Origin of the sequence: Acuticoccus sp. MNP-M23, assembly GCF_031195445.1 — a bacterium.
Lineage (GTDB): Bacteria > Pseudomonadota > Alphaproteobacteria > Rhizobiales > Amorphaceae > Acuticoccus.
In genome coordinates, this window is the sequence record NZ_CP133480.1 from 1,130,450 (window position 1) to 1,154,597 (window position 24,148).

General features: G+C 66.3%; 23 protein-coding genes and 1 tRNA gene. 5 read left to right on the forward strand and 19 right to left on the reverse strand.

The genetic code is table 11. The features are described 5' to 3' along the window. Positions 1-17 precede the first annotated feature (17 nt). The gene (locus RDV64_RS05355; RefSeq protein WP_309198245.1) at positions 18-1,265 is read right to left on the reverse strand and encodes an NAD(P)/FAD-dependent oxidoreductase; all 1,248 of its coding nucleotides are present in this window, start codon (positions 1,263-1,265) and stop codon (positions 18-20) included. Positions 1,266-1,683: 418 nt separating this feature from the next. On the opposite strand from RDV64_RS05355, the gene RDV64_RS05360 reads away from it, so the two are divergent. After that, complete coding sequence (locus tag RDV64_RS05360) at positions 1,684-2,604, forward strand: rhodanese-related sulfurtransferase (RefSeq protein WP_309198246.1); 921 nt, start codon at positions 1,684-1,686, stop codon at positions 2,602-2,604. Between the two features lie 59 nt (positions 2,605-2,663). On the opposite strand, the gene RDV64_RS05365 is transcribed toward RDV64_RS05360, so the two are convergent. The 11 genes from RDV64_RS05365 to RDV64_RS05415 are packed head-to-tail and all read right to left on the reverse strand — an operon-like array spanning position 2,664 to position 13,589. After that, entirely contained in the window at positions 2,664-4,121 is a 1,458-nt protein-coding gene (locus tag RDV64_RS05365) for a 2-hydroxymuconic semialdehyde dehydrogenase (RefSeq protein ID WP_309198247.1), read from the reverse strand. Continuing rightward, positions 4,118-6,148 carry a hypothetical protein gene (locus RDV64_RS05370; protein ID WP_309198248.1) on the reverse strand — a complete coding sequence of 677 codons (2,031 nt, stop codon included), beginning with the start codon at positions 6,146-6,148 and terminating at the stop codon, positions 4,118-4,120. The genes RDV64_RS05365 and RDV64_RS05370 overlap by 4 nt, the downstream gene beginning before the upstream one ends. Further along, positions 6,145-7,077 carry a branched-chain amino acid ABC transporter permease gene (locus RDV64_RS05375; protein WP_309198249.1) on the reverse strand — a complete coding sequence of 311 codons (933 nt, stop codon included), beginning with the start codon at positions 7,075-7,077 and terminating at the stop codon, positions 6,145-6,147. The genes RDV64_RS05370 and RDV64_RS05375 overlap by 4 nt, the downstream gene beginning before the upstream one ends. Next, positions 7,077-7,859 (reverse strand): ABC transporter ATP-binding protein, encoded by a 783-nt coding sequence (locus tag RDV64_RS05380; protein ID WP_309198250.1) that lies wholly within the window; start codon positions 7,857-7,859, stop codon positions 7,077-7,079. The genes RDV64_RS05375 and RDV64_RS05380 overlap by 1 nt, the downstream gene beginning before the upstream one ends. Beyond that, entirely contained in the window at positions 7,852-8,568 is a 717-nt protein-coding gene (locus RDV64_RS05385) for an ABC transporter ATP-binding protein (protein WP_309198251.1), read from the reverse strand. The genes RDV64_RS05380 and RDV64_RS05385 overlap by 8 nt, the downstream gene beginning before the upstream one ends. Beyond that, on the reverse strand, positions 8,568-9,506 hold the full coding sequence (locus RDV64_RS05390) for an alpha/beta hydrolase (protein ID WP_309198252.1): 939 nt from the start codon (positions 9,504-9,506) through the stop codon (positions 8,568-8,570). Before RDV64_RS05390 ends, RDV64_RS05385 begins: the two co-directional genes overlap by 1 nt. Before the next feature lie 51 nt (positions 9,507-9,557). Beyond that, on the reverse strand, positions 9,558-10,808 hold the full coding sequence (locus RDV64_RS05395) for an ABC transporter substrate-binding protein (protein WP_309198253.1): 1,251 nt from the start codon (positions 10,806-10,808) through the stop codon (positions 9,558-9,560). 45 nt (positions 10,809-10,853) lie between these two features. Beyond that, the gene (locus tag RDV64_RS05400; protein ID WP_309198254.1) at positions 10,854-11,666 is read right to left on the reverse strand and encodes a tRNA U-34 5-methylaminomethyl-2-thiouridine biosynthesis protein; all 813 of its coding nucleotides are present in this window, start codon (positions 11,664-11,666) and stop codon (positions 10,854-10,856) included. An 8-nt stretch (positions 11,667-11,674) separates the two neighbouring features. Then, positions 11,675-12,715 (reverse strand): tRNA U-34 5-methylaminomethyl-2-thiouridine biosynthesis protein, encoded by a 1,041-nt coding sequence (locus tag RDV64_RS05405; RefSeq protein ID WP_309198255.1) that lies wholly within the window; start codon positions 12,713-12,715, stop codon positions 11,675-11,677. A 9-nt stretch (positions 12,716-12,724) separates the two neighbouring features. Continuing rightward, a complete protein-coding gene (locus RDV64_RS05410) occupies positions 12,725-13,186 on the reverse strand; it encodes a RidA family protein (protein ID WP_309198256.1) in 462 nt (153 codons plus the stop codon). A 4-nt stretch (positions 13,187-13,190) separates the two neighbouring features. Further along, the gene (locus RDV64_RS05415; protein WP_309198257.1) at positions 13,191-13,589 is read right to left on the reverse strand and encodes a RidA family protein; all 399 of its coding nucleotides are present in this window, start codon (positions 13,587-13,589) and stop codon (positions 13,191-13,193) included. 160 nt (positions 13,590-13,749) lie between these two features. Between RDV64_RS05415 and RDV64_RS05420 the strand changes: the two genes are divergently transcribed. The 3 genes from RDV64_RS05420 (at position 13,750) to RDV64_RS05430 (ending at position 18,619) form a co-directional block, all read left to right on the forward strand. Then, positions 13,750-16,374, forward strand: a complete 2,625-nt coding sequence (locus RDV64_RS05420) for a flotillin domain-containing protein (RefSeq protein WP_309198258.1) — start codon at positions 13,750-13,752, stop codon at positions 16,372-16,374. 20 nt (positions 16,375-16,394) lie between these two features. Then, positions 16,395-17,558, forward strand: a complete 1,164-nt coding sequence (locus RDV64_RS05425) for an IclR family transcriptional regulator C-terminal domain-containing protein (protein WP_309198259.1) — start codon at positions 16,395-16,397, stop codon at positions 17,556-17,558. Positions 17,559-17,623: 65 nt separating this feature from the next. Then, a complete protein-coding gene (locus tag RDV64_RS05430) occupies positions 17,624-18,619 on the forward strand; it encodes an aldo/keto reductase (protein WP_309198260.1) in 996 nt (331 codons plus the stop codon). Positions 18,620-18,630: 11 nt separating this feature from the next. On the opposite strand, the gene RDV64_RS05435 is transcribed toward RDV64_RS05430, so the two are convergent. Together RDV64_RS05435 and RDV64_RS05440 are read right to left on the reverse strand one after the other, a co-directional pair. After that, positions 18,631-19,506, reverse strand: coding sequence for a formylglycine-generating enzyme family protein (locus RDV64_RS05435; RefSeq protein WP_309198261.1), 876 nt, complete (start codon positions 19,504-19,506; stop codon positions 18,631-18,633). Between the two features lie 95 nt (positions 19,507-19,601). Then, on the reverse strand, positions 19,602-20,432 hold the full coding sequence (locus RDV64_RS05440; RefSeq protein ID WP_309198262.1) for a hypothetical protein: 831 nt from the start codon (positions 20,430-20,432) through the stop codon (positions 19,602-19,604). 271 nt (positions 20,433-20,703) lie between these two features. On the opposite strand from RDV64_RS05440, the gene RDV64_RS05445 reads away from it, so the two are divergent. Then, positions 20,704-20,790: transfer RNA gene (locus tag RDV64_RS05445), tRNA-Leu, on the forward strand. A 138-nt stretch (positions 20,791-20,928) separates the two neighbouring features. On the opposite strand, the gene RDV64_RS05450 is transcribed toward RDV64_RS05445, so the two are convergent. Genes RDV64_RS05450 through RDV64_RS05470 form a run of 5 tightly spaced genes read right to left on the reverse strand, consistent with a single transcriptional unit; the run spans position 20,929 to position 24,138 of the window. Then, on the reverse strand, positions 20,929-21,564 hold the full coding sequence (locus RDV64_RS05450; protein ID WP_309198263.1) for a nitrile hydratase subunit alpha: 636 nt from the start codon (positions 21,562-21,564) through the stop codon (positions 20,929-20,931). After that, a complete protein-coding gene (locus tag RDV64_RS05455; RefSeq protein ID WP_309198264.1) occupies positions 21,561-21,905 on the reverse strand; it encodes an SH3-like domain-containing protein in 345 nt (114 codons plus the stop codon). The genes RDV64_RS05450 and RDV64_RS05455 overlap by 4 nt, the downstream gene beginning before the upstream one ends. Continuing rightward, positions 21,902-22,273, reverse strand: coding sequence for an SH3-like domain-containing protein (locus RDV64_RS05460; protein ID WP_309198265.1), 372 nt, complete (start codon positions 22,271-22,273; stop codon positions 21,902-21,904). The genes RDV64_RS05455 and RDV64_RS05460 overlap by 4 nt, the downstream gene beginning before the upstream one ends. Further along, positions 22,270-23,139 (reverse strand): ABC transporter ATP-binding protein, encoded by an 870-nt coding sequence (locus RDV64_RS05465; RefSeq protein ID WP_309198266.1) that lies wholly within the window; start codon positions 23,137-23,139, stop codon positions 22,270-22,272. The genes RDV64_RS05460 and RDV64_RS05465 overlap by 4 nt, the downstream gene beginning before the upstream one ends. A 6-nt stretch (positions 23,140-23,145) precedes the next feature. Continuing rightward, positions 23,146-24,138 (reverse strand): ABC transporter substrate-binding protein, encoded by a 993-nt coding sequence (locus tag RDV64_RS05470; protein WP_309198267.1) that lies wholly within the window; start codon positions 24,136-24,138, stop codon positions 23,146-23,148. Positions 24,139-24,148 lie beyond the last annotated feature (10 nt).

The window sequence follows — 24,148 nt, forward strand, 5'->3', positions numbered from 1 at the left end:
TTGGGTGTGAGTGCGGACTAGGCCTTTTCGTAGGCGACGTAGGCGCGCTGAACCCCGATGTGGGTCGCGATATACTTTGCGTCGTACCAACAGCCGTAGATGAACGACGATGCGCGGTTGGTGAGTTCGGGCAGGCCGAGAAAGTAGATCCCGGTCTCGGCAGAAATGCCGCGTTTGTGAAACGGCGTTCCGTCCTCGTGGAACGCATTCACCTGAAGCCAGCTGAAGTCGAACTTGAAGCCGGTCGCCCAGATGATCGTTTTCACGTTGGCTTTCGCCAGATCCAGTTCGTGGAGCGGGTTCTTCACGCAGTCCGGGTCCGGCTCGATGGTCCAGGCCTCCGGCTCCGGCGGCAGGTCGATGCCGTTACGCTCCACATAGGCGTCGGCCTCGCGCAGAACGTCGAGATAGGCTTCGTCGCCGAACTTGATGTTTTCGATGAGGTCGTCGGCGATCTGGAGCACGCCGTCATCGTAGGCAACGGTCATGCCAAGGACGGTGATGCCGGCGTGGCCGAGCCGGCGGAAATCGACCGTGCGGCCGCCATCATAGCCGCTGACCGCGAAGGCGATGTGCTTCTTCGGGGTTGTCTTGATCTCGTCCCACTTGCCCAGAACGCCCAGCCACCAGACATAGTCGCGGTTGCGATAGGACCGCGGCGGGCGATAATGCTCACCGATCGACAGATAGACCTCGCGACCGGCGCGCCGCAGTTCCTCGGCAATCTGGCAGCCCGATGCGCCACCGCCGACGACGAGGACGGCGCCGTCTGCCAGCGCATCCGGGTTGCGGTAGCTTGACGAGTGGATCTGATCGAAGCCCGCGTCTTCCGGAACGATCTGCGGATAGGACGGAACCTGGAACGGGCCGGTGGCGGCCACCACACGCTGCGCCTCGATCTCGCCCTTTGACGTCTCCACGATGAAACCCGGACGGCCTTCGCACCGGCTGACGCGCTTGACTTCGACGTTGGTGCGGATCGGCGCGTCGATCATTCCGGCGTAGTCCTCGAAGTAGCGCGCCATGCGCTCCTTCGGCGGAAAAGTGTCTGGCCCCACGTCGTCGAACTCGAGGTTCGGGAAGCGGTCGTGCCAGGCGGGGCCGTTGGCGACGAGGGAATCCCAGCGCTGCGACCGCCAGCTTTCCGCGACGCGCCTGCGCTCCAGGACGATGTGGGGAATATCCATCGCCGTCAGGTGTTCGCTCATCGCAATCCCGGCCTGACCTGCACCGACGATAAGCGTGTCAGTCTTTTCGGCAGTCATTTTCACGTCCTGGATTGGGAGTCTCGCCACGGCGCAAACGCGGCCCCCCTCTGCTGCACGCTCGGCGCTGAGGACTGCGGTTGCTGCCATCGAATTTTCGCTAAACGAAAAGTGCGGGCTTCGGCCTCAGGAGGAAAGAAGTAAATTCCTTATCAAGGCGCAGGAAAAATGCGCGTTTGCCCGTCGCTTGCCTCGATGCAGAAGCGATCCTCCTCCGGGTTCTTCCTTTTCCAACTGATAGCGGCATCCTTTGATGGGATCAGCGGCGCCACGCCGGAAGTTCTCATGCCGGCCGCAAACGCGGAGGGATCAATGCCTGCCGCGCAGGAGCACTGAACCGTATGCGCGCCGTTCTGGGCGGAAAATCCTGCTGCGGGATCGCTTGTGCGCGGCGCTGCGAGTTTGTACCTGATCGGCCATGATCACCGTCGCTGCACTTTATCATTTCGCGAGGGTCCCTGACCCCGAAGCACTTGCCGCAACGCTTCGCGCCGAGGCGGAAGCCGCTGCGGTCAAGGGCTCGCTGATCCTCGCCGGCGAGGGGGTCAACGGCACCATCGCCGGGACCGCGGATGGGGTCCGTGCCGTCATCGACGCCGTCCGCCGCGAACCCGGTTTCGGCACACTGAGCTGGAAGGAATCCGCGGCGGCCGAGATGCCGTTTGCGCGGCTGAAGGTGCGTGTGAAGGCTGAAATCGTCACGATGGGACAACCTTCGCTGAACACCGAAACCGGCGGCTCCTATGTGCCGCCCGAGGACTGGAACGCGTTGATCCGGGAGCCCGATGTTGCCGTCATCGACACGCGCAACGCCTACGAGGTGGACATCGGCACCTTTGCTGGCGCGGTCGACCCCGGAACCCGGCGTTTCCGCGACTTTCCCGCCTGGTGGGACGCAAACCACGCCGAGTTTGCCGGCAAGCGCATTGCAATGTTCTGCACCGGGGGGATCCGGTGCGAAAAATCGACGGCGTTTCTCAAATCGCGCGGCGTGGAGGACGTCTACCATCTGAAGGGCGGCATCCTGAAATATCTCGAAACGGTGCCGGAGGCGGAAAGCGACTGGCGCGGCGCCTGCTTCGTCTTCGACGAACGGGTTGCCCTCGGCCACGGGCTGGAGGCGATGCCATTTGCCCTGTGCCGCGCGTGCGGTCATCCGCTCAGCGAAGAGGACCGCGCCCATCCCGACTTCGAGGAGGGCGTCGCCTGTCATCATTGTGCGGAGTCTTACACCGAGAGCGACCGCGCCCGCTTCCGAGAGCGCCAGCGCCAGACCGAACTGGCGCAGGCGCGGGGCGGCTCCCACCTTGGCCCGCCCCGCGACCCGTCCGGGGCATAGGCTCTGAGAACGGCACACCGCTCTCCGCCTGATCCGGCGCGGCCTGCCCGAGCGCACCCCTACAGCTTGATGCAGATATTCCGCGTCTCTGAATAGAAATCGAACGAGTAGGCGCCGCCCTCTCGGCCGATGCCGCTCTGCTTTGCACCGCCAAAGGCCGTGCGCAGGTCCCGCAGGTTCCAGGTGTTCACCCAGATGATGCCCGCCTCCAACGCCGCTCCAACCCGGTGCGCGCGCGACAGATCCCGCGTCCACAGCGTGGCTGCAAGTCCGTAGCGGGTGTCGTTGGCAAGGGCGATCGCCTCCGCCTCGCTGTCGAACGGGGCGATGTGGGCCACCGGGCCGAACACTTCCTCGCGCACCGCAGCGCTGTCCTCGGCAAGGCCGGTCCAGAGCGTCGGCCGCACAAAGAAGCCGCCTTCGTGGTCGCCGGGGAGCGCAAAGGCACTGCCGCCGGTGACAACCGTGGCGCCGTCCGCCGCAGCGGTCTCAAAATATCCCATGACCTTGGTGCGGTGTTCGGCGCTGATCAGCGGGCCGATTGTGGTGGCGCTGTCGAAAGGGGCGCCGGGCACCAGCGCCTCTGCCTTCGCCTTCAGCCCGGCCACAAATGCGTCGAAGATCGGCCGCTCCACGTAAAGCCGCTCAGTGCACAGGCACACCTGCCCGCAATTGGTGAAGGTGGAGCGCGCCGTGCCTTCGATCGCGGCCTCAAGGTCGCAATCGGCAAAGATCACGCCGGCATTCTTGCCGCCGAGTTCTGACGAGATGTCGCGCGTGCCGACCGCGGCCGCCTTCATGATCGCCTCGCCGGTGCGCGTTTCGCCGGTGAAGGTGATCGCGTCGACATCCGGATGGGCGGTGAGGAAAGCGCCTGCGCTCCCCGGCCCGAAGCCGTGGACCACGTTGAACACCCCGTCCGGCAGGCCAACCGCGCGCATCACTTCGCCCAGAAGCGCGCAGGTGGAGGGCGTCTCCTCGCTCGGCTTGCAGACGACGGCGTTCCCGCACGCCAAGGCTGGCGCCACCTTCCACGTCATCAGGAGAAGCGGCAGGTTCCACGGGCTGATGACGGCGACAACGCCTTTGGGGCGGCGGATGGCGTAGTTCAGCGCCCCTGCGCCGTCCGGCGTCGCCATTTCGTAAAGACGCTCCGCCTCCGCGCCGATCATCTTGGCGAAGATGCGGAAGTTGGCGGCGCCGCGCGGGATATCGACGGTGCCGGCAAGGCTCAGCGGCTTGCCCGTGTCGGCAATTTCGGCGGCGAGAAAATCTTCGGCGCGGCGGTCGATCTCGTCGGCAATGGCGTTCAGCATGGCGGTGCGGTCCGCCTCGCTCGTGCGGCCCCAGGGGCCTGCCATCGCGCGGCGGGCGGCGGCAACGGCGCGGTCCACGTCGGCCTCGGCGGCTTCAGAGGCACGGGCGTGGGGCTGGCCAGTGGCGGGGTTCACCACGTCGAACCAGCGGCCGCCGCCAGCCACATACGCACCGTCGATGAAGTTGAGGATGTCGCTCACGCTTTATCTCCGTTGCCCGGCGCCAACCGGAAGGCTGCCACGGCGGCGCCTGCCCCCATGGTTGCGCCATAGGCGAGAATGTCGGCCCCCAGCGCGCGGCCCTCCACGGCACCGGCAAGAAACGCGATGTGCGCGCCGTCCCCGTCAACGCGCACCCCGGCGTCGGGCGCAAGGCTTGCGAGCGCGCCGGTGCGGCCGGCTTCCATCAGGCCCAGCACCCGGCGGTTGAATGTATCGCTGGCGGCCGTGTCGATCGCATCGTGCGCGGCGTTCGCCTCCGGCGCTGTGGGCGGCACGGAGAGTGCGCCGACGCCCACCACGGCGATCCGCTTGCCTGCCGCCCGTGCCGCAGCGGCAACAGCCGCGCCCAGCGGTGCGGCGTCCGCCGTTGCGGGGCGGCCGATCACCACAAAAGGCGTTGATCCTGCGGCGAGCCATTTTGCGGCGAGGATGATGCCCATATCCACGGCGTAGTGGGTGTCATCCACCAGATGCGCAGCGGCATTGCGGCCTGCGCTGCTGCCAGCGATGGCGCGGGCAAGGTCCCGGTCGATGCGCAGGTCGTAATCGATGGGGCCGAAGGCGTGGAACGTGTCATCGGTGCGCGCGCCCTTGAGGCGAGACTGCGCCATCAGCGGCACGCCGCTGGCGGTGGTCCAGCCGTTCACCATCAGCACGATGGCATCGGGGCTGGCTGCACCGATGCGCCCGGACGCGGCACGGCTTGCCCGCGCCAGAGCCGCCCACGGCTTGGCCTCGGGCTTCAGATAGGGGAGCGGGCTTGCCGGCAGCAGGAGTGCGGCTGCAACGCCGCCGGGGCCAGTGCGCTTTTGCCGTGCAGCAGGCGGGGCGGGCGCTGCCTCGATGTCCGCACCTGCCCCCGGCGCGTCGCCGTCCCCCGGCTGCGCGACCCGTGCAGCGTTGCGGCGATCCGCGATGAAACCGGCAATGCCGCGCGGCAGGATGAGGATCAGCGCCACCGCCGCGATGCCGAGCGTCAGCTCGCCGCCGCCCCACACGCCCACCAGAATGCGCTGGACAATGACGAACAGCACCGCGCCGATCAGCGGCCCTTCCAGCGTGCCCATGCCGCCGGCAACCACAATGAACACCACATAGGCCGACCAGCGGATGTGGAACGCATCCGGCGGCGTGATCGTCACCTGGTCGATATAGTAAAGCCCTGCGGCCATGGCGGCCATCGGCGCGGAGATGACGAAGACCATCGTCTTCACGCGGCGAATGTCGATGCCGATGGAGGATGCGGCCTCGTTGTCGTCGCGCACCGCCGTCAGCGCCAGCCCGTAGCGGCTTTTCAGGAGCCACCACACCACCGCCGTCGCCAGCACCACCAGAATGAGCGCCGCATAGTAGCGCTGGGTGATGGTGGTGTCGGAGGCGATTGTCATCCCCCCGCCCGCGCCCACGACACGCCATTCGTTGAAGATGGAGGCGACAGCCGCCGCAATCAGCCACGTTGCAACCGCAAAATAGGCACCCTCCAGCTTGAGGAGCGGCAGCGCGTAGAGGAACAGGCCGAACAGGATGATGACCCGGCGAATGTAGGCCCCGCCGAACACGTCCGCCGCCGGCACCTGCGCGATCACGATCTCGTAGATCACCCACAACGCAACGCCCACCGCGATGCCGATCCACGTGCTGCGCTGTCCCTTGCGGTCCGACACGGGTGCCGCCAGGAGCCACGCGAACAGCGCCGCAACCACGCCGCCCATCAGCATCCCGAACCAGACCGACGCGCCGAAATAATAGCTGAGGATCGCCACCGTGAAGCCGGAGAGGCCGACGTAAAGCTGCGTGCCGAAGGAGAGGAGGCCGCAGAAACCGGCAAGGAGGTTCCACGAGTGGCCTAGCACGGCGAAGATGAACACCGTCATCAGGAGCACGGTGTAGTACTGGCCGGCTTCGCCCAGCAGCCACGGCATGGCGATGAGGAAGACGAGCAGCGCCGCAAGGAGCCAGCGTCCGACGCGGGGTTCGAACAGGGTATTGAGCGTGCGGCCAATCATTTCGAAAACAGCCCCTCGCGGAAGAAGGCGAGCACGCCGAGCACCAGCATGTAGCCGCCCACAAGCTGCGCCGACGGCCCGAAATAGGTGCCTGCCAGCACCTGCGTGACACCAAGCAGGATGCCGCCGATCAGGCTCCCCGGCAGCGAGTTGAGGCCGCCGATGATGACGACGCCAAACGCAATCAGGATGAACTGCGGCCCGTCGAACGGCTGGAAGGTGCGCGTCATCCCGATCATGAAGCCCGCGAGCCCCGAGATCGCCAGCGAGATGCCGAGCGCCACCGCGAAGATGTGGTCGGTTCGGATGCCCATGAGGGCGGCATATTCGGGGTCGTCTGCCGCGGCGCGGATCGCGCGGCCGGTGAGCGTGCGTTTGAGGAACAGCGTGAGGACGATAAGCGTCGCGATGGCGACGAAGAAGAAGATGAGGCGCAAGGTCGAGATCGACAGGTCCTGCGTCAGCCGGATGGCGGAGAAGGCGAGACCGTTCTTGATGCTCATCGCGTCGGACGCGAAGATCGCGAGGAGCAGGTGCGAGATGAAGATGCCGAGACCGAAGGTGACGAGGATCGGCGCCATCAGCCCGAAATTGGCCGACATGCCGCGCCGCTCCATTGCCTGCACCGACACGCGGTTGAGGAGAAACCGCTGCAGGCCGTAGCCGATGCAGAACATGATCGGCACCACCACGATCAGCACCAGAAACGGCGGCACCGGCACCACCTGCAAGATGACCGAGGACAGATACGCGCCGACCACCAGAAACTCGCCGTGCGCGAGGTTGACGAGCCGCATCACGCCGAACGACAGCGCGAGGCCGAACGCCAGCATCGCGTAGTAGCCGCCGATCATGGTGCCGGTCAAAAGCGCGTTGGCGATGTCGATGAAGGTCCAGTACAGCGCTTCGTTGAAGGGGAGCGGCTCCATCAGTGCCCGCCCTTCTTGGAGCCGAAATAGGCCGCGACAATGTCTTCCTCGGCGAGCGAGCCCGGCGATCCGTCCAGCACGACGCGGCCCTCCAGCATGACGAGAACGTGGTCGGCGACGGCAAGCGCCCGGCGCATGTCCTGCTCGATGACGACGCAGGTGACGCCGGCGGCATTCACCTCGCGCACCTTGGCGTAGATGTCGTCGACGATGATGGGCGCGAGGCCGAGCGACAGTTCGTCGAAGAGGACCAACTGCGGCGAGGACATCAGCGCGCGGGCAATCGCCACCATCTGCTGCTCACCGCCCGACATCTGGCTGACGAGCTGGTCCCGCCGCTCGGCAAGACGCGGAAAGAACTCGAACATTTCCACAATCCGCTCGCGGGCCGCCTCGCGCACGCGCGGCAGGTGGGCGCCGACCATGAGGTTGTCGGCCACCGTCATCCGCGGAAAGAGCTTGCGGCCCTCCGGCACCATGGTCACGCCGGTTTCAACGATCCGCTCGGTGCGGAGCTTGTCGAGCCGGCGGCCCTGAAACTCGATCATCCCCTCGATGTGGGCGGTGCGGCCGCGGTTCATCATGCCGACGATTGAGCGCAGGAGCGTCGACTTGCCGGCCCCGTTGGCGCCGATGATCGCCAGCACCTCGCCCGAATTGACGCTGAAACTCAGCTCGTGCAGCGCCTTCAGCTCGCCGTACCAGGCGCTGAGCCCCTCCACGGTGAGCATCGGGACGCGGCCGCCGCGTCCGGGTTTGGCAAAAAGGCTCCCCTTACGCACCGAGATACACCCGCCGTACGCCGGGGTCGGCGATCACCACGTCCGGCGCGCCTTCCGCAATGATCTCGCCGCCGGCAAGCGCGATCAGCCGGTCGGTCGCCTTCAACATCGTCTTCATGACGTGCTCGATCCAGACCACGGTGATGCCCGCGCCCTTGATGCGGCCGACCAGTGCGATGAAGTCGTCCACCTCGCCGTCCGTCAGGCCCGCTGCCACCTCGTCGATGAGGAGAAGGCTGGGGCGGGTGGCGAGCGCGCGGGCAAGCTCATGCCGCTTGCGGTCGAGCAGCCCCAGCCGGCCCGCCAGAAGCGGTGCGCGCGTGGTGAGGCCGGTGAAGGCGAGCACCTGCGCCACCCAGTCGTCGCATTCCGCCTCGTCGAGATCGCCGCCGAAAATGGCCGCAACGCGCAGGTTCTCCGCAACCGTCATGTGGGTGAACGGGCGGGGCACCTGGTAGGTGCGAGCGATCCCGGCGCGCGCTCTGGCATGGTTGGGAAGGCCCGTCACGTCCAGTCCGTCGAAGCGGATGCGGCCCTTGTCGAGCGGCACGTTGCCTGAGAGGAGGCCGAACAGCGTGGTTTTTCCCGCGCCGTTCGGGCCGATGATGCCGACCACCTCGCCCTCGGCCACGGTGAAGGAGATATCGGCCGCGATCTTCACGGCGCCGAACGCCTTGTGCAGACCTTCTGCTGCCAGCAGCGCCGCCATCAGGATGCGGTTCGCATGAGGCTGGCAACGCTCGGCACCGCGCTGCGGCATCCGGTCGGAACCCGGCGCGGCGTGTGGCCCATGAAGTCGAAGATCGCACGGCAGAGCGTGCTTGCGGGATCGGCAAGCTCGGTAATGGCAGTGAAATGGTTGCGGCCGAGCTGGGGGAGAAAGCTCGCGCGGTTGCCAGCCTTCCGCCACGCGGCAAGAAACTCGTCCGACTGGCGCAGGAACTCGGACGGCTCGTCGGAGCCATAGGTGAGGAGCGTTGGCGGCTGGCCACCTCGCACATGGGCGGCAGGGCTGTGGGCGGCAACGTCACCGTCCGTCAGCCGCAGATCGGGCTGGACGAAGGAGAGGAGTTTGATGGGTTCGAGGTCGAACAGGCCGCTGATGGGGATGCCACCGCGGATGAGCCCGGGGGGCAGGCCGTAGTCGCGCGCCCAGTCGGTCAGCATCATCTCGGCGGTCAGATGCCCGCCTGCGGAATGGCCACAGACGTAGATTTCGCTCTCATTGCCACCGATGTCTTTGGCATGGCGGAAGGTCCATGCCACCAGCGCGCGCATCTGGCGGATGATCTCGCCCATGGTGGCCTTCGGCGCCAGCGTGTAGTTGGCGACGACGGTGGTGATCCCGGCGCGCTGCGGGCCTTCGGCGCAGAACGAGAAGTCGCCCGCCGAAAGCGACCGCCAGAACCCGCCATGGATGAAGATGAGGATCGGCGCCCCGCGGCGATCCGCCGGAAAGATATCGGCGTATTCGTCCACCGTCGGCCCGTAGCGCACGCCGAGTCTGCACCTTGTGCGCGCGCGAAACTCGGCCGAACCCGTCACGAACTGGCGCGCGTAGGCCATGAAGTCGGGCACGGCGGCCTCGACATCGTAAGCGGCGTCCAGATCACGCTGCGTGGTGAAGTTACGGTAGAGCGCTGTCATGGCCTGTCGCGGTCGGAGGGGGAGACGGGGCGAACCCCGTCTCCTTCAGCCTTATTGCTGGTAGAGCTTCATCTCGCCGGTGATCTTCACCTCCGGGTAGACTTCGTTGAAGACGTTCTGCTTCACGAGGTTGCCGTCTTCGTCCTTCTGCCACTGCGCGCCGCCGAGCGGGGACACACCGAAGTTCTGGTCGTTGAACTTGATGTTGCCGACGACAGTGTCGAGGTCGGTCTCGTGGATCGCCTTGAGGAGTGCGTCGCGATCGGTGGTGCCGGCACGCTGGAGCGCGTCGAACAGCACGTCCCAGGAGGCGTCGGACCAGGCGAGCGGCGGCGAGTACATCTTGCCGGGGTTCTGGCTTTCGTAGGCTTCCACCAGCGCGGCGCCGTCATAGTCGCCATATTTCGACGTGCCGGGGAAAGCGGGGGACCAGAAGTTCACCGACAGGATGTCGATGCCGAAATCGCCCAGTGCGCGCATCGGCTCCGGATAACCCGTGCCCTTGTCGATGATGTACATCTTCGGCTTGAAGCCGGCCTGCGCAGCCTGCTGCAAATAGTTCTGCAGGTCGGGCGGGGCGAGGACGCCGGTGACGACTTCCACGCGGTTGCGCTTGAACTGGTTGATGATCGCCGAGAAGTCCGGCAGGCCCTGCTCGAAGCGGCCCGGGTCGACCGGGCTCCAGCCCTCGCCCTTGTAGGCGGGGTCGAACAGGGAGGCGAACACCACGCCGTCCGGGTCGTTGGGGTAGAGGTAGCCGATGCGGCCGTTGAAGTCGCCCGGCAGCGCCTTGATCATGCCGATGTGGTTCTTGACGAGATCCGGCACCGAAAAGAAGAAGTGGTGCGTGTACTTGTATTCTTTCGGCTTGCCGTCGGGGCCGTAGAGCCAGGCCTCGATGGGCGTGTCGGAGGTGATGCAGGGGACCTCGTAACGCTCGCAAAGGTCGGACGGGGGGTTGGTGGTGTCGGGCGTGCCCTGCGCCATCACCACGTCGACCTTGTCGTCCAGGATCGCACGCTGGGCGGCTTCGCCGGCGCCGGCCGCGGTGCCCTTGGAATCGTAGATCGTGTATTCGATCTTGCACTTCTGGTCGCCGACCTGGAGGCCGCCGGCCTCGTTGATCGGGTCGACCTTGTTCTCGTCGAGCCATGGGGTTTCGCGACCCATGTCGAGCAGCGGGCCGGTGATCGGAACGACGCGGCCGACCTTGATCACGCATTCGTCCTGCGCGGCGGCAGGCACCGCGCTTGCGGCCAGCATGGCGGCCGCAGCCGCCACTCCCGTTACAGTCAATCTCATTGGTACCGTCTCCCTGTTGTGGGCGTGGCGTCCCGGATTTGAGGCTTAGGGGCGAAACTCCACCACCGCGGCGCCGGACCCGTAGGTGGCGCCATAGGCATGGATGCGTCCGCCGTTGATGCGGCCGCCAAGGGCGCCGAGGATCCAGGCGAAGTGCTTGAACCCCATGTCCGCCTTGGCATTTTTCGCGTAGTCCTTGGAGAATTCGACGAGGTCGTTGCCGCCGCCGCGCTCCAGCCGCGCCAGCATCTTGCGGTTCCACTCGTCATCGTTGGCGGTGGCGATGCCGTCGGTCGCAATGTCGATCTCATGGCGGAAGATCGAGCCCGAGAGGCCGCCGACGCCCACCACCGCAACGCGGCGGCCCATCCTGTCCGCGGTTTTTGCGGCCATCTCGCCAAGGCGCATGGTGTCCTCGAACGAGTGGTAGAGGTTGTTGGCGCCGATGGTCAGCGGAATGCGGCTGCCGGGGTTGAGGAACCCGTTGGCGACGATGGTACCGGTGTCGATCGGGAACTTGTCATAGTCGACGCCTTTGGAGGTGATGCCGATGCCTTTCGAGCCCTCCACGCACGCTGCGGCGAGCTCGACGTCGCAGGTCAGCTCGTAGGGCAGGTCGCCATATTCGTACCAGTTCTCGTCCACGTGCACGTCGTTGAACGAGCGGCGGAGCTGCCACAGCTCGTCCAGCACCGCCATCCACTGGGTGGAGTAGACGAGAATGGTGTCCGGCCGGGAGGCGGCGAGGTTGCGCCCTGCCGCGCGGCAGGCCTGCGCGATGACGCTCCAGGGCGGGTTCTCGGGCTTCAGGTACGGCAGCGGGGAACCCGGAACGATAAAGGCGGAAACGACGCTCACGATGGCTCCTAAAGCGCTCGCGCCCCGACGGCGGGACCATCGCCGCGGAAGAACGCATCAGAGGTGGCGGGCGAGGACGGGGCCTGCCACGAGGGCGCTGCGGCGGGAGCGTCATGCGCGGACCGCGCGCCGCCCTGCCACTGGCTCGCGGGGGTGGCGAGGCCGTGCTTGGTGAGGTCCCACTTGAAGATGGCGTTGCCGGTGCCGATCACGTTGCCGAACGCCAGAAGCTCGCCCGGAAGCTCCGGGTAGCCCATGGCCGAGCACATCCAGGTGAACGACCCTGCCTTGAACTCGGCGAACGCGATGTCGACGAATTCGGGCAGCAGGCGGTGGACTTCGGCCATCTGCCCGGTGCGCATCAGGTGGATGAGCTTCATGTCCCACTGGTACATTTCCATCGAGTATGGATGCTCGCAGCTCATGTCTTCCGGCGTTGCGGGCTCTTCCTGGAAATGGCGGTGGCTCATGGTCGCCGAGCAGAGGACGATCGCGCGGCGGCCGGAATCCTCGATGGCGCGGCGGGTCGCCTTGCCCAGAAGGTCCATCTCGGCAAAGCCCTCCTCCGTGGTGAGGTAGTAGGGCGAGTTGTTGGCCGAGAGGCCCACCACCGGGAGGTCCCACTGCGGACGCGCCAGGTGCAGCGAGGTGATGGTGCCGTAGTCCACCCGGAATTTCGGGTTCGTCATCATCTTGGAGACGAGGCCCTCTTCGCGGGCGTATTTGCAGGCGAGCTGCGCCAGCTCGGTGTCGACCTTCAGGTCGTAGGTATAGCGGAAGAGGTTGGGAAAGATCGGGTCGACCGACTTGCCGGTGAGGTGCGGCACGCCGAGGAAGTGGTGGCCGAGCTGGGTGTTCCAGTGCGGCGAGTGGACGAGGAGCACGTCGGGCTTCAACTCGTCGATGGCTTCGCGGACCTTCTCGTAGCCCCAGCGTAGCTGCTCCCAGCCGCCTTGCGACCGCGGCTCATTCTGCGGCGGGTTCTCGCCGTAGACAAGATGCGGCGGATGCGGTGCGATGAAGCCGGCGACGATTTCACCCTTGGGCATGGTGCTCTCCTATTCGGCGCTGGTGGGCGACTGGGCGATGTAGGCCGTGGCCCGGATTTCGATCAGTAGCTGCGGATGCGGGAGCTGGTGCACGGCAACTGTGGTGCGCGCCGGCCCGCTCTCGGAGAAATACTGGCCGTAGACTTCGTTGTAGCCGCCGAAGTCGTTCATGTTGACGAGGAAGGTCGACAGCTCGACGAGGTTTTCAAGGTCGCCGCCCGCTTCCTGTAGGACGGCGCGCACATTCTCGATGCACGCTGCGGTCTGCTCGCGAATGTCGAGCGTGGTCGTGCCCATCTCGTCAACGCTGGCGCCGGCGATGGTGTTGTCCTTGCGGCGCGAGCTGGTGCCCGACACGAACACCAGCGGCCCCGCCCGGCGAAAATGCGGGTAGGCGCCGCGCGGCGTGGCGAGGTGCTTGACCACCCGTCCGTTGGCGTCCCGCGTCTCGGGTGCGGCGATGTCGGTCATTCGTTCAGGCTCCGGAAGGTGCGGCGCGCCGCGCCAGCGTGAAATCGGCTTCGACCGCGGCGCCGATGGGCAGCGCGCTGACGCCGACAGATGTGCGCGCGGGCAGCGCGGCGTCATCGTCGAAAAAGGCGTCCCAGATTGTGTTGATGGCGCCGAACGCAGCAAAATCGGTGACGAAAATGTTGGCGGCGAAAACGTCGCGCCGGGAAAAGCCATTCGCCGCGAGGAACGTGCCAAGATTTGCAAGGATCTGACTGAACTCGGCGGCTGCGCCACCTTCGGCAAGTTTGCCGGACGCAGGGTCGAGACCGACCATGCCGGCTGTCCGCACCATGCCGGCCGCTTCCACCGCGGGGGCATAGCGGAACTTGGGTGCAGGAAGGCCGGTGAAATCGAGTGCCACGGAACGTCCTCAGTGCGGTCAACTTCGAGACTGTAACTCAAAGAGCGAGACTGTAAACCGAATATTGAGATGGACGCGTCGCAAGTGGGTGCCTACTGTGCCTGAACGGATGGCCAATCGTTAAAGCCCCGGCCATCACTCGCGAATGCGGAGCCGGTCCATGGATGTTCTCCCCGCCGTGATCATGACGCTTGTCATCGTCGTGATCGTCATCGTCATCTTGTGGGTGTTGTTCTGGTGGCTCTACCGCCGCGCCACCAAGGAGGTGGCGTTCGTCCGCACCGGCCTCGGCGGGCAGACGGTGGTGCAGAACGGCGGCGCCTTCGTCATCCCCGTGCTGCACGACCTCACCCCGGTCTCCATGTCCACCAACCGGCTGGAGATCACGCGGGAGGACGAAACCTCCATCATCACCCGCGACCGGATGCGGATCGACGTGACCGCCATGTTCTACGTCCGCGTCGCCAGCAGCCCCGAGGCCATCGCGCTGGCCGCACAGGCGCTCGGCTCCAAGACCGGCCGGCCCGAAGCGATGCGCGAGCTTCTGGAAGGCCGCTTCGTCGACGCGCTGCGCAGCGTTGCCGCCGAGATGACCATGGAGGAGCTGCACGAGCAGCGGGGCGACTTCATCCGCCGCGTGAAGGCGCACGTTGCCGCCGAAGTGGAGCAGACCGGCCTTGAGCTGGAGTCCGCGTCGCTCACCCAGCTCGACCAGACCAGCCGCGAATTCTTCGACCCCAACAACGCGTTCGACGCCGAGGGCCTGACGCGCCTGACGGCCGACATCGAGTCCCGCAAGCTGAAGCGCAACGCCATCGAGCAGGACAGCCGCGTCAACATCCAGACCAAGAACCTGGAGTCAGAGACCCGCCGGCTGGAGCTGGACAAGCAGGAAGAATACGCCCGCCTCGCCCAGCAGGAAGAGATTGCCGTGCGCCGCGCCGAGCAGGGCGCCACCATTTCGTCCGAGGAGGCGTCCCGCCGCCGCTTCTCCGAAGAGGCCCGCGTCGCCGCCCAGCTCTCCATCGACCTTGCCACAGCAAGAGCCGACCAGCAGCGCGAGGTGGAACGCCTCACGGTGCAGAAGGCCGTGGAGCGCGAGAACGCGCAGACCCGCCAGGCCATCGAGGATGCGCGCACCGAGTCCGAACAGATTGTCGAGCTCAGGCGGATCGAGCGCGAGAAGCAGACGGCGATGCACCTGGCCGCCAAGGACTCCGAGGTGGCGCGCGCCACCGCCGAGCGCACCCGCGAGTCCGAGGAAGCCCGCGTTGCCGCCGAGCTGGAGGTGCGGATCGCCACCCTGAAAGCCGACGAGCAGCGCGAGGTCATCCGCCTCGCCACCGAGCTTGCGGTGGCGCAGGAGAAAATGCGCATCCGCCGTGAGGTGGAAAACGTCACCATCGAGACAGATGCTGCCGTCCGCGTCCAGCGCGCCGCCAGCAACAAGGATGTCGCGGTGGAAGAGGCCGCGCGAAAGGCCGAGGTTGCCAAGGCGGAAGCCGAGAACCGCCGCGAGGCCGAAGAGGCTCGTGCTGCCGCCGACGCGCAGATCCGCGTCGCCAACGTGAAGGCGGACGAGGAGAACGAAATGGCCCGCATGGGGGCGGAGGCGGCCATTGCGGCTCAGCGCGAGAAAAACCGCGAGGCGGTGGACGGCGTCACCACCGGCGTCGACAGGGCGATCCGCCTTGCGCGGATTGCCAAGGAGCATGCCGTTGCCATGGAGGAGGCCGCCAGCCTCTCCGAGGTTTCGCAGGAGCAGGCCCGCCGCCAGCGCGAAGCCGATGCGGTCACCCTCACCACCGGCAACGAGCTGGAGCGGATCCGCGTCGAGCTCGCCCGCCTGCTCGACGTTGACAAGGAGGAGGCCGACCGCCTCGTCGCGGTCGCCCGCACCAGCCGCAAGGAGGCCGTCTCCCGCGCCGACATGGACTCGCGCCTCGCCATCGACACGCTCGCCATCGAGCAGCAGCGCCAGCTGATCGAGAGCGAACACCTGAAGGACGTCGCGCTGTCGGAAAGCGCCAAGGCACAGATCGAGGCGCTGGCGGACGTGGAGCGCGCCCGCCGCTCGCTGGTGGAAGCCGAAGAGGCGCTCACCCTCCTGCGTGCCCGCGAGCGGGAAGAGCGCGAAAAGGTCATCGCGCTCATCAAGGCGAACTCCGCCGCCGAGAGCGACGTTGCGGCGCTTCTGGTCGCCGCCGAAGCCCGCGTGCGCGAGGCGACCGACACCGCGAAAGCCAACGAGGTGGAAACCCGCGCCAGGGCCGCGCGGATCACCGCCATGGCCGAGGCCGAGGCGGTCGCCGACAAGGCCCGGATCGACACCGACGCCCACCAGCGCGCGGTGGACGCCGAAGCCGTCCGCGCCCTCACCGAGGCGGAAAACACAATGTCCGACGAGCTGATGGCGCTGAAGGTGCGCCTCTCCGTCATCGACCACCTGAAGGACATCATCCGCGAAAGCGCCAAGCCGATGGAGAACATCGACGATATCCGCATCGTCGAGGTCAACGGCCTTGTCGGCGGCCAGCTCGCCCTTTCCGGCGGCGGCATGATCGGTGCCGACGGCAACCCCGTTGGCCCGCAGAACCTGCCCGATCAGGTGGTCAACAGTGCGCTGCGCTACCGCACGCAAGCGCCCGTGGTCGACCAGCTCCTGAAAGAGGTCGGCCTTGGCAAGGCAGACGCCAGCGGCGTTTCTGCATTCCTCAAGGAAGGTCTGTCAGGCGAGGACCCGGAGGCGCCGACCCCGCCGCCTGCCAAGCCTGAAAACCCTTAAGCGAAACGGACGCCGCTAAAATGGCGACTCCCAAGAACAACTCGGTCATCAAGGCCTTCGACATTCTCAAGCTGTTCCTGTCGGAGACACGCCCGCTGTCGCCGCAGGAGGTGGCCGAGGCAACGGGACAGACCCTTTCCACCACCCACCGCTTCCTCCTGACGCTGGAAGAGGTCGGCGCGCTCGACCGGACCCCCGGCCCGCGCTACCACGTCGGCATGCTGATTTCCGAGCTTGGCCAGCAGGCCATGCGCACCGACATCGTGGCGGAACGCGCGCGCGGGACTGTCGACCATCTGTGCCAGAACCTGCGTGAAACGGTGTGTCTCTCGCTGTTCCACGGACCGGAAGCGCGGCCGCTGGTGTGGCAGGAAGCAAACCGCCCCCTCGCCTTTCGCATCCGCAGCGACCTCGACCGCCCGCTCCATGCCTCCGCCACTGGCAAGTTGCTGATGGCCTGCCTCAACCCGCTCGCCCGCGAGGAGGCGCTCGAGAAGATCGCGCTTCCCGCGCTCACGCCCGAAACGCGGACCGACATGCGTGAGGTACGGCGCGAGGCCCAGCGCATCGCCCTGGCCGGTCTGGCGGAGGATTGCGGCGAGATGGAAACCGGGCTCGACTGCCTCGCCGCGCCCGTCACCGGCGCCAACCTTGCCCCGCTCGGCGCGCTGGTGGTGAGCGCGCCCTCGGCCCGCCTTAGAAACGGCGACCGGGCCGACATCATCGCCCGCCTGAAAAGCGCCGCGCAGGCCCTGTCCAGCCAGCTCGTCATCGAGAACAAGACGCTGGCGCACAAGGCGCGGCCGCGCGGAAGCTTCCCCCACGTCAAGCGGGTCGGCAACCTCGCCTTCGTGTCGGGCACAAGCTCGCGCCGGCGGGACGACACATTTGTCGGCGCCAGCGTGAATGAGACGGGCCGGGTGCTGATCGACACCGCCGTCCAGGCCGTCGTCACGCTCGGCAACATCGCCGATATCCTTCTGTCGGTGGGCGCGGGCCTCTCCAGCATCGTGAAGCTCGATGTCTACCTCACCCAACCGGACAAAGCCGACGCCGTGTACGCGGCGCTGGAGCGGCACGGCCTTCCCGTGCCGCCGGTGTGCACGGTGACCGCCGTCAAGGGGCTGCCGCACCCCCATCAGGCGGTCATGATGAAGGCCGTGGCCGTGGTCGGTCCGCGCTGACGGGTGTCACCCGGCGCAAAACCCCCTACCCTGCCGGCAGTTCAGAGCAACGAAGGAAATGCCCCATGCCAGATGCCGCGCCAAACACGCACCGGACGATCCACGGGCAGACGGTCGGCGCCGTCGGACTTGGCTGCATGAGCTTCGGCGGCTTCTACGGCCCCACCACCGAGGCGGAAAGCCTTGAATGCCTCGCCGCTGCTGTGGACGCGGGGGTCGACCATTTCGACACCGCCGAGCGGTATGGCGCCGGCCGCTCCGAAGAGGTTGTCGGCAAGTTTCTGGCGCAAAGCGGCGCGAAGGTCTCTCTTGCCACCAAGGGCGGCATCTACATGAAGCCCGAGCGCCATTTCGGCAATGGACCCGAGGCCTTGCGCGGCTCACTGGAAGGCTCGCTGAAGCGCCTGGGCGTGGACCATGTGGACCTTTATTACGTCCACCGCCGCGAGCAGGCGATCCCCATCGAAGATGTGGTCGGAACGCTGAAGCGCTTCATCGACGAGGGCAAGATCGGCGCCTACGGCCTGTCTGAAGTTGCCCCGTCCACGGTGCGCCGCGCACATGCCGTTCATCCCGTCGCCGCCGTGCAGAACGAATATTCGCTGTGGACCCGCCAGCCGGAACTGGGGCTCCTGCAGACCTGCGCCGAGCTCGGCATCACCTTCGTCGCGTTTTCACCCCTTGCCCGCGGCATGTTCGGCGACAAGACGCCAGACCCCGCCACATTCGGCGATGGCGATTTCCGCCGCAACAACCCGCGTTTCGTGCCGCCCAACTTTGCGGCCAACGTGGCGTGGATCGAGCCCTACAAGGCGTTCTGCCGGGAACGCGGCTGGTCGCCGGCCGCCGCAGCGCTGGCGTGGACGCTGGACCAGGGCGACCACGTTCTCCCCATCCCCGGCACACGCACCGCAACCCACCTGCGCGAGTTTGCCAAAGCGCGCGAGATTGCGTTCACCGATGCCGACCGCACCGAGATCGCGCGCCTCCTGCCCATCGGCTTTGCCCATGGCGACCGCTATTCCGACGCGCAGAATATCGGCATCGAGCGCTATTGCTGACTGGCGCGCTTTCAGGCGTCGGCGGCGCAGCGGAAGCCGAGGTTCGCCGCCGTTGCGGTAAACTCCTGCGGCGTGCGGGCCGGCGGGCGGTAGCGCTGACAATAATTCTGCGCGCAGAGAAACGAGCCGCCCTTGGCCGCCAGCACCTTGGCGGCCGACGGCGTCCGCCCTTCGGCCGCCGGAATGCAGCACGGCGCGACGGTCGCGCTCCGGTCGTAAAGGGAGGCCGTCCACTCCCACACATTGCCGATCATGTCGAAAAGGCCGAATCCGTTGGGCTGAAACCGGCCGGCCGGCGTGGAGAATGGCCCGTCACCATGGCGCAGGTTGCGGTAGGGAAAATCGCCGATCCAGATGTTGGCCGGTGTGCCGCCGCCGGGGTCGAGCGCCTCGCCCCACGGATAGGTGGTCGCGCTGCCGCCGCGCGCTGCCCACTCCCATTCCGCCTCGGTGGGGAGGCGCAGGCCGGCAAAGCGGCAATAAGCCTCCGCATCGGCCAGTGAAACATGGGCGACCGGATGGTCCATCCGCCCGTCCAGCGTGCTCCCCGGCCCTTCCGGCGCGTCCCATCTCGCGCCGGGAACGAGCTGCCACCAATGGCGCGGGTCGTTCAGCGGCACAGGCCCTTTGGTGGGGCGGAAGACCAGCGAGGCCGGCTCGTAATACTCCGCTGGAAAGCCGGGGTCCTGCGCCGGATCAATGCCCGTTTCGGCGGTGGTCCGGTGCCCCGTCGCCGCCACGAATGCCTGAAACTGCGCGTTCGTCACCGGCGCCCGCGCGATCTGGAACGCGTCGACGCTGACCGGGCGCGCCGGGCGTTCCTCCGGGTAGAAATTGTCCGATCCCATCGAAAAGCGCCCGGCAGGAATGGCAACGAGATCGGACATGACGCGGATGTGGCCTTGCTTGGAACGAAGGGCGTGGCGGACCTTCCCACCCTACAAGCCGAACCAGCCGCCGGAAACCGGAAGGCGCCGCGCCGTCAGAACTCCCACCAGAAGCTGAGGGTGCCGCCAAGTTCGCGGATGGCGTTGCGGCCATGGACCGTGCCCACCACCCCGGCCTGAATGCGCAAGCGATCGTTGAAAGAATAGACGAGGCTGCCGGAGGCTTTGGTATAATGGGTCTCGCCATCGGTCTCGACCGTGGTGAAGGTCTGCGCCAGAACCATCCAGCGCGGCAGAACCTGTGTGCCGAGCGTGACGTCGAGCAGGACTTCGTCGGCGTCGTCGTCGCGGAAGCGGTGGCGGTAGCCAACGGCAATGTCGGCATAGGCATTCCGACCGAGGATCGTGCGGCTGGCGCCCACCAGCGCCCGCGTTTCAAGATACGGCCCGTCCGACGGGGCGCCGAGGCCCGCACTGTCGAGACCGCCCGAACCAAGCAGCATCTCGCCCGACACAACCCATGGCGAGGCTTGCAGCAGCCGCACCCGCGCCCCCACGCCGCCCGCGGCATAGCTCCTCGACGCGCGGTCGTAAAAGGTGACGTCGGTCACCTCCGTCGGGTCGAACAGCGGGCTTGGCAGACGGGTGGTGTAGACCGCATCCAGCATCCGTTCCTCGCGCAGTTCGGCTCGCAGCACCGCGGTCAACCACGGGCGAACGCCATACTCGAGCGCACCGGACAGCACGAACTTCTGGTACTCCGGCACCTTGACGAGGTTGCCGTCATCGTCAAACCCGTGGTCGCCATAGGTGAAGGTGGACGCAACGAACGTCGACGTCTTGCCGCGGTCCAGCGTCCACGCGCCCGCCAGCACGGGTGCAGCCCAGAGCGCCGACAGAGTGCAGATGAAGAGGCCGAACCACATCGTTGACGCCCCTTGCCCTGGCCTGCAATCTTATGTGGAAATCATATAACAACCTCTTGTTGTGTGAAAGCGCCAAAATCACATTTGTGACTCTTGCAGGCCCTTGCGCATCGGGCCGTCGTAGCCGCGCCGGGAAGCAACGCGAACAGACTTTCGCCGCGGCCGCGAACGGTGGTTGCAGTTGGGCCGGTTGAGGGGGTAGGAAAAGCGGCCGGAGATGACGCGGCAGCGCGGCGCAGGGCCGGGTGGCCGTCAATATCGGCAAAGAGCCGCGGGCGTGGCGGAATTGGTAGACGCAGCGGACTCAAAATCCGCCGTCCTCACGGATATGTCGGTTCGAGTCCGACCGCCCGCACCATCTTTTGCTCTCCCCCAAAGCCTGCTTCACGCCATGGCAGAGCTGCCCGCCCGATCCATGGCAACGGGCGCGCTTGCCGCGGCGGGACCTGCGCAGTGCCGGCCTTTCTCAACGGGAATTCCGGCGGATGCGGTCCCCTTACCGGATGACGCCAATCAGCCTATCGCGGGTGACGAGGGCCTCCAGTTCACCGGGCGAGGCGGTATCAGCGTCAATCGGCGGCTCGGGGAGGACCAGATAGCGCATGTCGGCGTTGCTGTCGTGAACGATGACGTCGACGTCATCACCAAGGGCCGTGCCGAACTCTGCAAGAACCTTGCGCGGCTCGCGGACCGAGCGCGCGCGATACGCCTTGGAGATGTACCAGGACGGGGGCTGGCCGAGGATCGAGCGCGGATAGCACGAGCACAACGTGCAGGTGATGAGGTTGTGGACCTTCGCCGTGTTCTCGACGACGACGATCTGCGCTTCACCAACGGCAATGCCGAGTTCCCCGATCGCGCTCTTGCCGTTGCCAAGAAGGCGCGCCTTGTAGTCCGCGTCCGTCCAGGCCCTTGCCACAATGGCCGCGCCCTGGTGGATGCCGGGCGATTCCAGCTTCTCGATGGCCTTCGTGACTTCGGGCGCGGTGATGAGGCCGCGTGCAATCAGAACGTCCTGCAAGGCATCGACCATGATTTGCCCTTCCAGGTTGCCGGCGTCGTCCTCCACCACAAGCGCCTCGTGGGCGTCGTGGTCGTGGTCGTGCCCGTGGTCGCCATGAAGTGCGGTCATGCCTTAATCATCTCCTGCCCGGACTGGTTTACCCCTGCGGCCCCTGAGGTCGCGGTCAGCCAGTGGTCGTAGATTTCGGTGATCAGCTGGTCGGCGGCGGGGTGGCCGTCGCCGGGCCAAAGCGCGTTCTGGTCGAAGGCGACGCGGTAAAGGTCGACGCCGGGGCCGGACGTGACGCCGACCGCCAGATCTTCGGGGTTGAGGTATCGCCCGCAATATTGGACCACCGTCCCGGACCGCCCCCGCACATAATGCGGAATGCGCACATGGCCGGCCTTGCCAAGGTCGAGAACAGTCACCTGGTCGCCGACGGCGAAGCGATGGCGCGGCTCCCTCGTCATTGCGACCCGCCGGTGACGGTATCCTCGGCGGCGGCACGGGTCCAAACTTCGCGGCGCTCCGAAACCGCAGCGTCCAGCTCCTCGCGGGAGATGATCTCCTTCTCCACCAGAATGTCGATCATCGCATCCAGGCGGCGGCGATAGAACGAGAGCGCCTTGTACTTGTCCGCGCCAAAACTCTCGAAGCCGCGGCGCATCTCGTCGAGCGAGACGATCCGGCGCGTTCCGTCGCCCAGAAGGTCGCGGATCGCCTCGGTCTGCTTCTCCCAGTGCAGCCACGGCAGCTCGACCTTGGGAATATCGCCGGCGGGATCGCCTCCAATGTCGTGATAGCCGCGCAATCCGGTCTCCTTCGCGTCTTCGCTCATTGTGTGTCCACCCGTGCTTCGCGCTGGAAAATCTCCAGGCACCTGCTGCGAAGCGCCACGAATTCCGGCTGCGTCAGCATCGCCAGATCACGCGGCCGCGGCAACGGGTTCCGGACGATTTCGGCGATCCGCGTCGGCCGCCGCGTCAGGAGAAGGACGAGGTCTGCCATCTGCACGGCCTCTTCAAGATCGTGCGACACAAGCATGATCGTCGTGTCCGTTTTCCGGTAGATCGCCTGAAGCTTCTCGCGCATCAGGAGCGTCATCTCGTAATCGAGCGCGCTGAAGGGCTCGTCCAGAAACAGAACCTCCGGCGCGGGGGCAAGGGCGCGCAGGATCGAGACCGCCTGCTGCTGGCCGCCGGACAGCATGTAGGGATAGGTGTTGAGGTCGATGGTGATGCCGAAATCGGCGACCAGTTCCTCCACGCGGCGGTTGCGGTCAGCCTTCGACATGCCCATCAGCTTCAGCGGGTAGTGGATGTTGTCCACCGCCCGCAGCCAGGGGAACAGCGCCTCGCGATAGTTCTGGAAGACGTAGGAAATCCGCGTGTCGCGAATGCGCCGGCCGTCGTACAGCACCTCGCCGCCGTCCCGCGGCATGAGCCCGGAGATCATGTTGATCAGCGTGCTCTTGCCGCAGCCATTGGGACCGAAGACGCTGATGAACGAGCCGAGCGGCAAGGTGAGGTCGAAATTGTCGTAGACTACGGTCCGGTCGAACGATTTTCGCAACCCCTTGACGGTGAGCTGGCCCTTGCGGGTCGCCGGCGCGGCCCGCTCTTTCCCGGCAGGGGCGCTCTGCCGATCGCTGGCGGGCGGGGCGCTCTGGGCGAGATCCATCGTTTGCGCGCTCGTCTCGTTCACGGCCGATCAGCTCTCGCCGAAGTCGGTCGGCTTGAGGATTTTCGTGCGCACGTCCATCGGCTCTTTCAGGACACCCTCGGTGTGGAAAACGTCGACGAACGCCTGATAGGAATCGAGATCCGTCTCGTTCAGCTCAGACCACGGCCGCAGGTAGGGCTTGGCCAGAAGGTCGAGCTGTTCTTCACGGATTGCGGTGTATTTCGGGATGATCGCCTTGTACTTCTCGAAGTCAGCATTCGCGAGCAGCGTTGCCTCGTCGATGATCTCGACGATCTTGCGGGCAACCTCCGGCCGCTCCTCGATGAACTTGGTCGTCAGCACCGCAGCGCCGGAATAGAACGGATCGGCGATGACGGCGGCGACGGGGTTCACCATTGCCCGGTCCACACCGTCCGTGGCCGCGGCAATCGAGCCCACCGGCTCAAGCGACAACGTCGCGTCCACGCTGCCGCCCATGACGGCCGGCACCTGCTGCGGCACGGCAAGGTCGATCAGCTGGACATCCGAGTCCGGATCGAGGCCGGCTGCACGCACGAGGTGGCGCGAGATGGTGCGCCACTGAATGCCGGGCACGTGGCCGAGGGTCTTGCCGCTGAGGTCCGCGAACGACTTGATGTCACTGCCGGACTTCACGATCAGCGCATCGTTGATGAGATCGACCTCGATGCCGCCGCCCTGCAGGCCGAACACCTTGAACGTGCCGGGGAATTTCGCTTCGGCCAGCATCGCGATCCCGGCGGCTGCGCCCGGAGGGCCGAAGTCGGCGCGGCCGGACACCAGCGCATCGATGATGTGGTTGGGCGACTGCATCTTGTTCGATTCGACCTTGATGCAGTTCTTCTCGAACAGGCCTTCCTCGTGGGCGACGTAGTATGCCGTGGTCTGCATGATCGGCAGCCAGGCCGAGACGACGGTCTCGTAATCGTCGCAGGCGGCGTGTGCGGCTCCGGTGCCGGCGATCGCGATCATCGCGCCGGCCAGTCCAAGATTTTTCATCATGACATCGGTC

Bases quoted from the DNA above. Each gene is read 5' to 3' on its own strand.
- RDV64_RS05355 (WP_309198245.1), bottom strand. From the start codon at position 1,265: ATGACTGCCGAAAAGACTGACACGCTTATCGTCGGTGCAGGTCAGGCC.
- RDV64_RS05360 (WP_309198246.1), top strand. From the start codon at position 1,684: ATGATCACCGTCGCTGCACTTTATCATTTCGCGAGGGTCCCTGACCCC.
- RDV64_RS05370 (WP_309198248.1), bottom strand. From the start codon at position 6,148: ATGATTGGCCGCACGCTCAATACCCTGTTCGAACCCCGCGTCGGACGC.
- RDV64_RS05375 (WP_309198249.1), bottom strand. From the start codon at position 7,077: ATGGAGCCGCTCCCCTTCAACGAAGCGCTGTACTGGACCTTCATCGAC.
- RDV64_RS05385 (WP_309198251.1), bottom strand. From the start codon at position 8,568: ATGGCGGCGCTGCTGGCAGCAGAAGGTCTGCACAAGGCGTTCGGCGCC.
- RDV64_RS05390 (WP_309198252.1), bottom strand. From the start codon at position 9,506: ATGACAGCGCTCTACCGTAACTTCACCACGCAGCGTGATCTGGACGCC.
- RDV64_RS05395 (WP_309198253.1), bottom strand. From the start codon at position 10,808: ATGAGATTGACTGTAACGGGAGTGGCGGCTGCGGCCGCCATGCTGGCC.
- RDV64_RS05405 (WP_309198255.1), bottom strand. From the start codon at position 12,715: ATGCCCAAGGGTGAAATCGTCGCCGGCTTCATCGCACCGCATCCGCCG.
- RDV64_RS05410 (WP_309198256.1), bottom strand. From the start codon at position 13,186: ATGACCGACATCGCCGCACCCGAGACGCGGGACGCCAACGGACGGGTG.
- RDV64_RS05420 (WP_309198258.1), top strand. From the start codon at position 13,750: ATGGATGTTCTCCCCGCCGTGATCATGACGCTTGTCATCGTCGTGATC.
- RDV64_RS05425 (WP_309198259.1), top strand. From the start codon at position 16,395: ATGGCGACTCCCAAGAACAACTCGGTCATCAAGGCCTTCGACATTCTC.
- RDV64_RS05430 (WP_309198260.1), top strand. From the start codon at position 17,624: ATGCCAGATGCCGCGCCAAACACGCACCGGACGATCCACGGGCAGACG.
- RDV64_RS05435 (WP_309198261.1), bottom strand. From the start codon at position 19,506: ATGTCCGATCTCGTTGCCATTCCTGCCGGGCGCTTTTCGATGGGATCG.
- RDV64_RS05440 (WP_309198262.1), bottom strand. From the start codon at position 20,432: ATGTGGTTCGGCCTCTTCATCTGCACTCTGTCGGCGCTCTGGGCTGCA.
- RDV64_RS05450 (WP_309198263.1), bottom strand. From the start codon at position 21,564: ATGACCGCACTTCATGGCGACCACGGGCACGACCACGACCACGACGCC.
- RDV64_RS05455 (WP_309198264.1), bottom strand. From the start codon at position 21,905: ATGACGAGGGAGCCGCGCCATCGCTTCGCCGTCGGCGACCAGGTGACT.
- RDV64_RS05460 (WP_309198265.1), bottom strand. From the start codon at position 22,273: ATGAGCGAAGACGCGAAGGAGACCGGATTGCGCGGCTATCACGACATT.
- RDV64_RS05470 (WP_309198267.1), bottom strand. From the start codon at position 24,138: ATGATGAAAAATCTTGGACTGGCCGGCGCGATGATCGCGATCGCCGGC.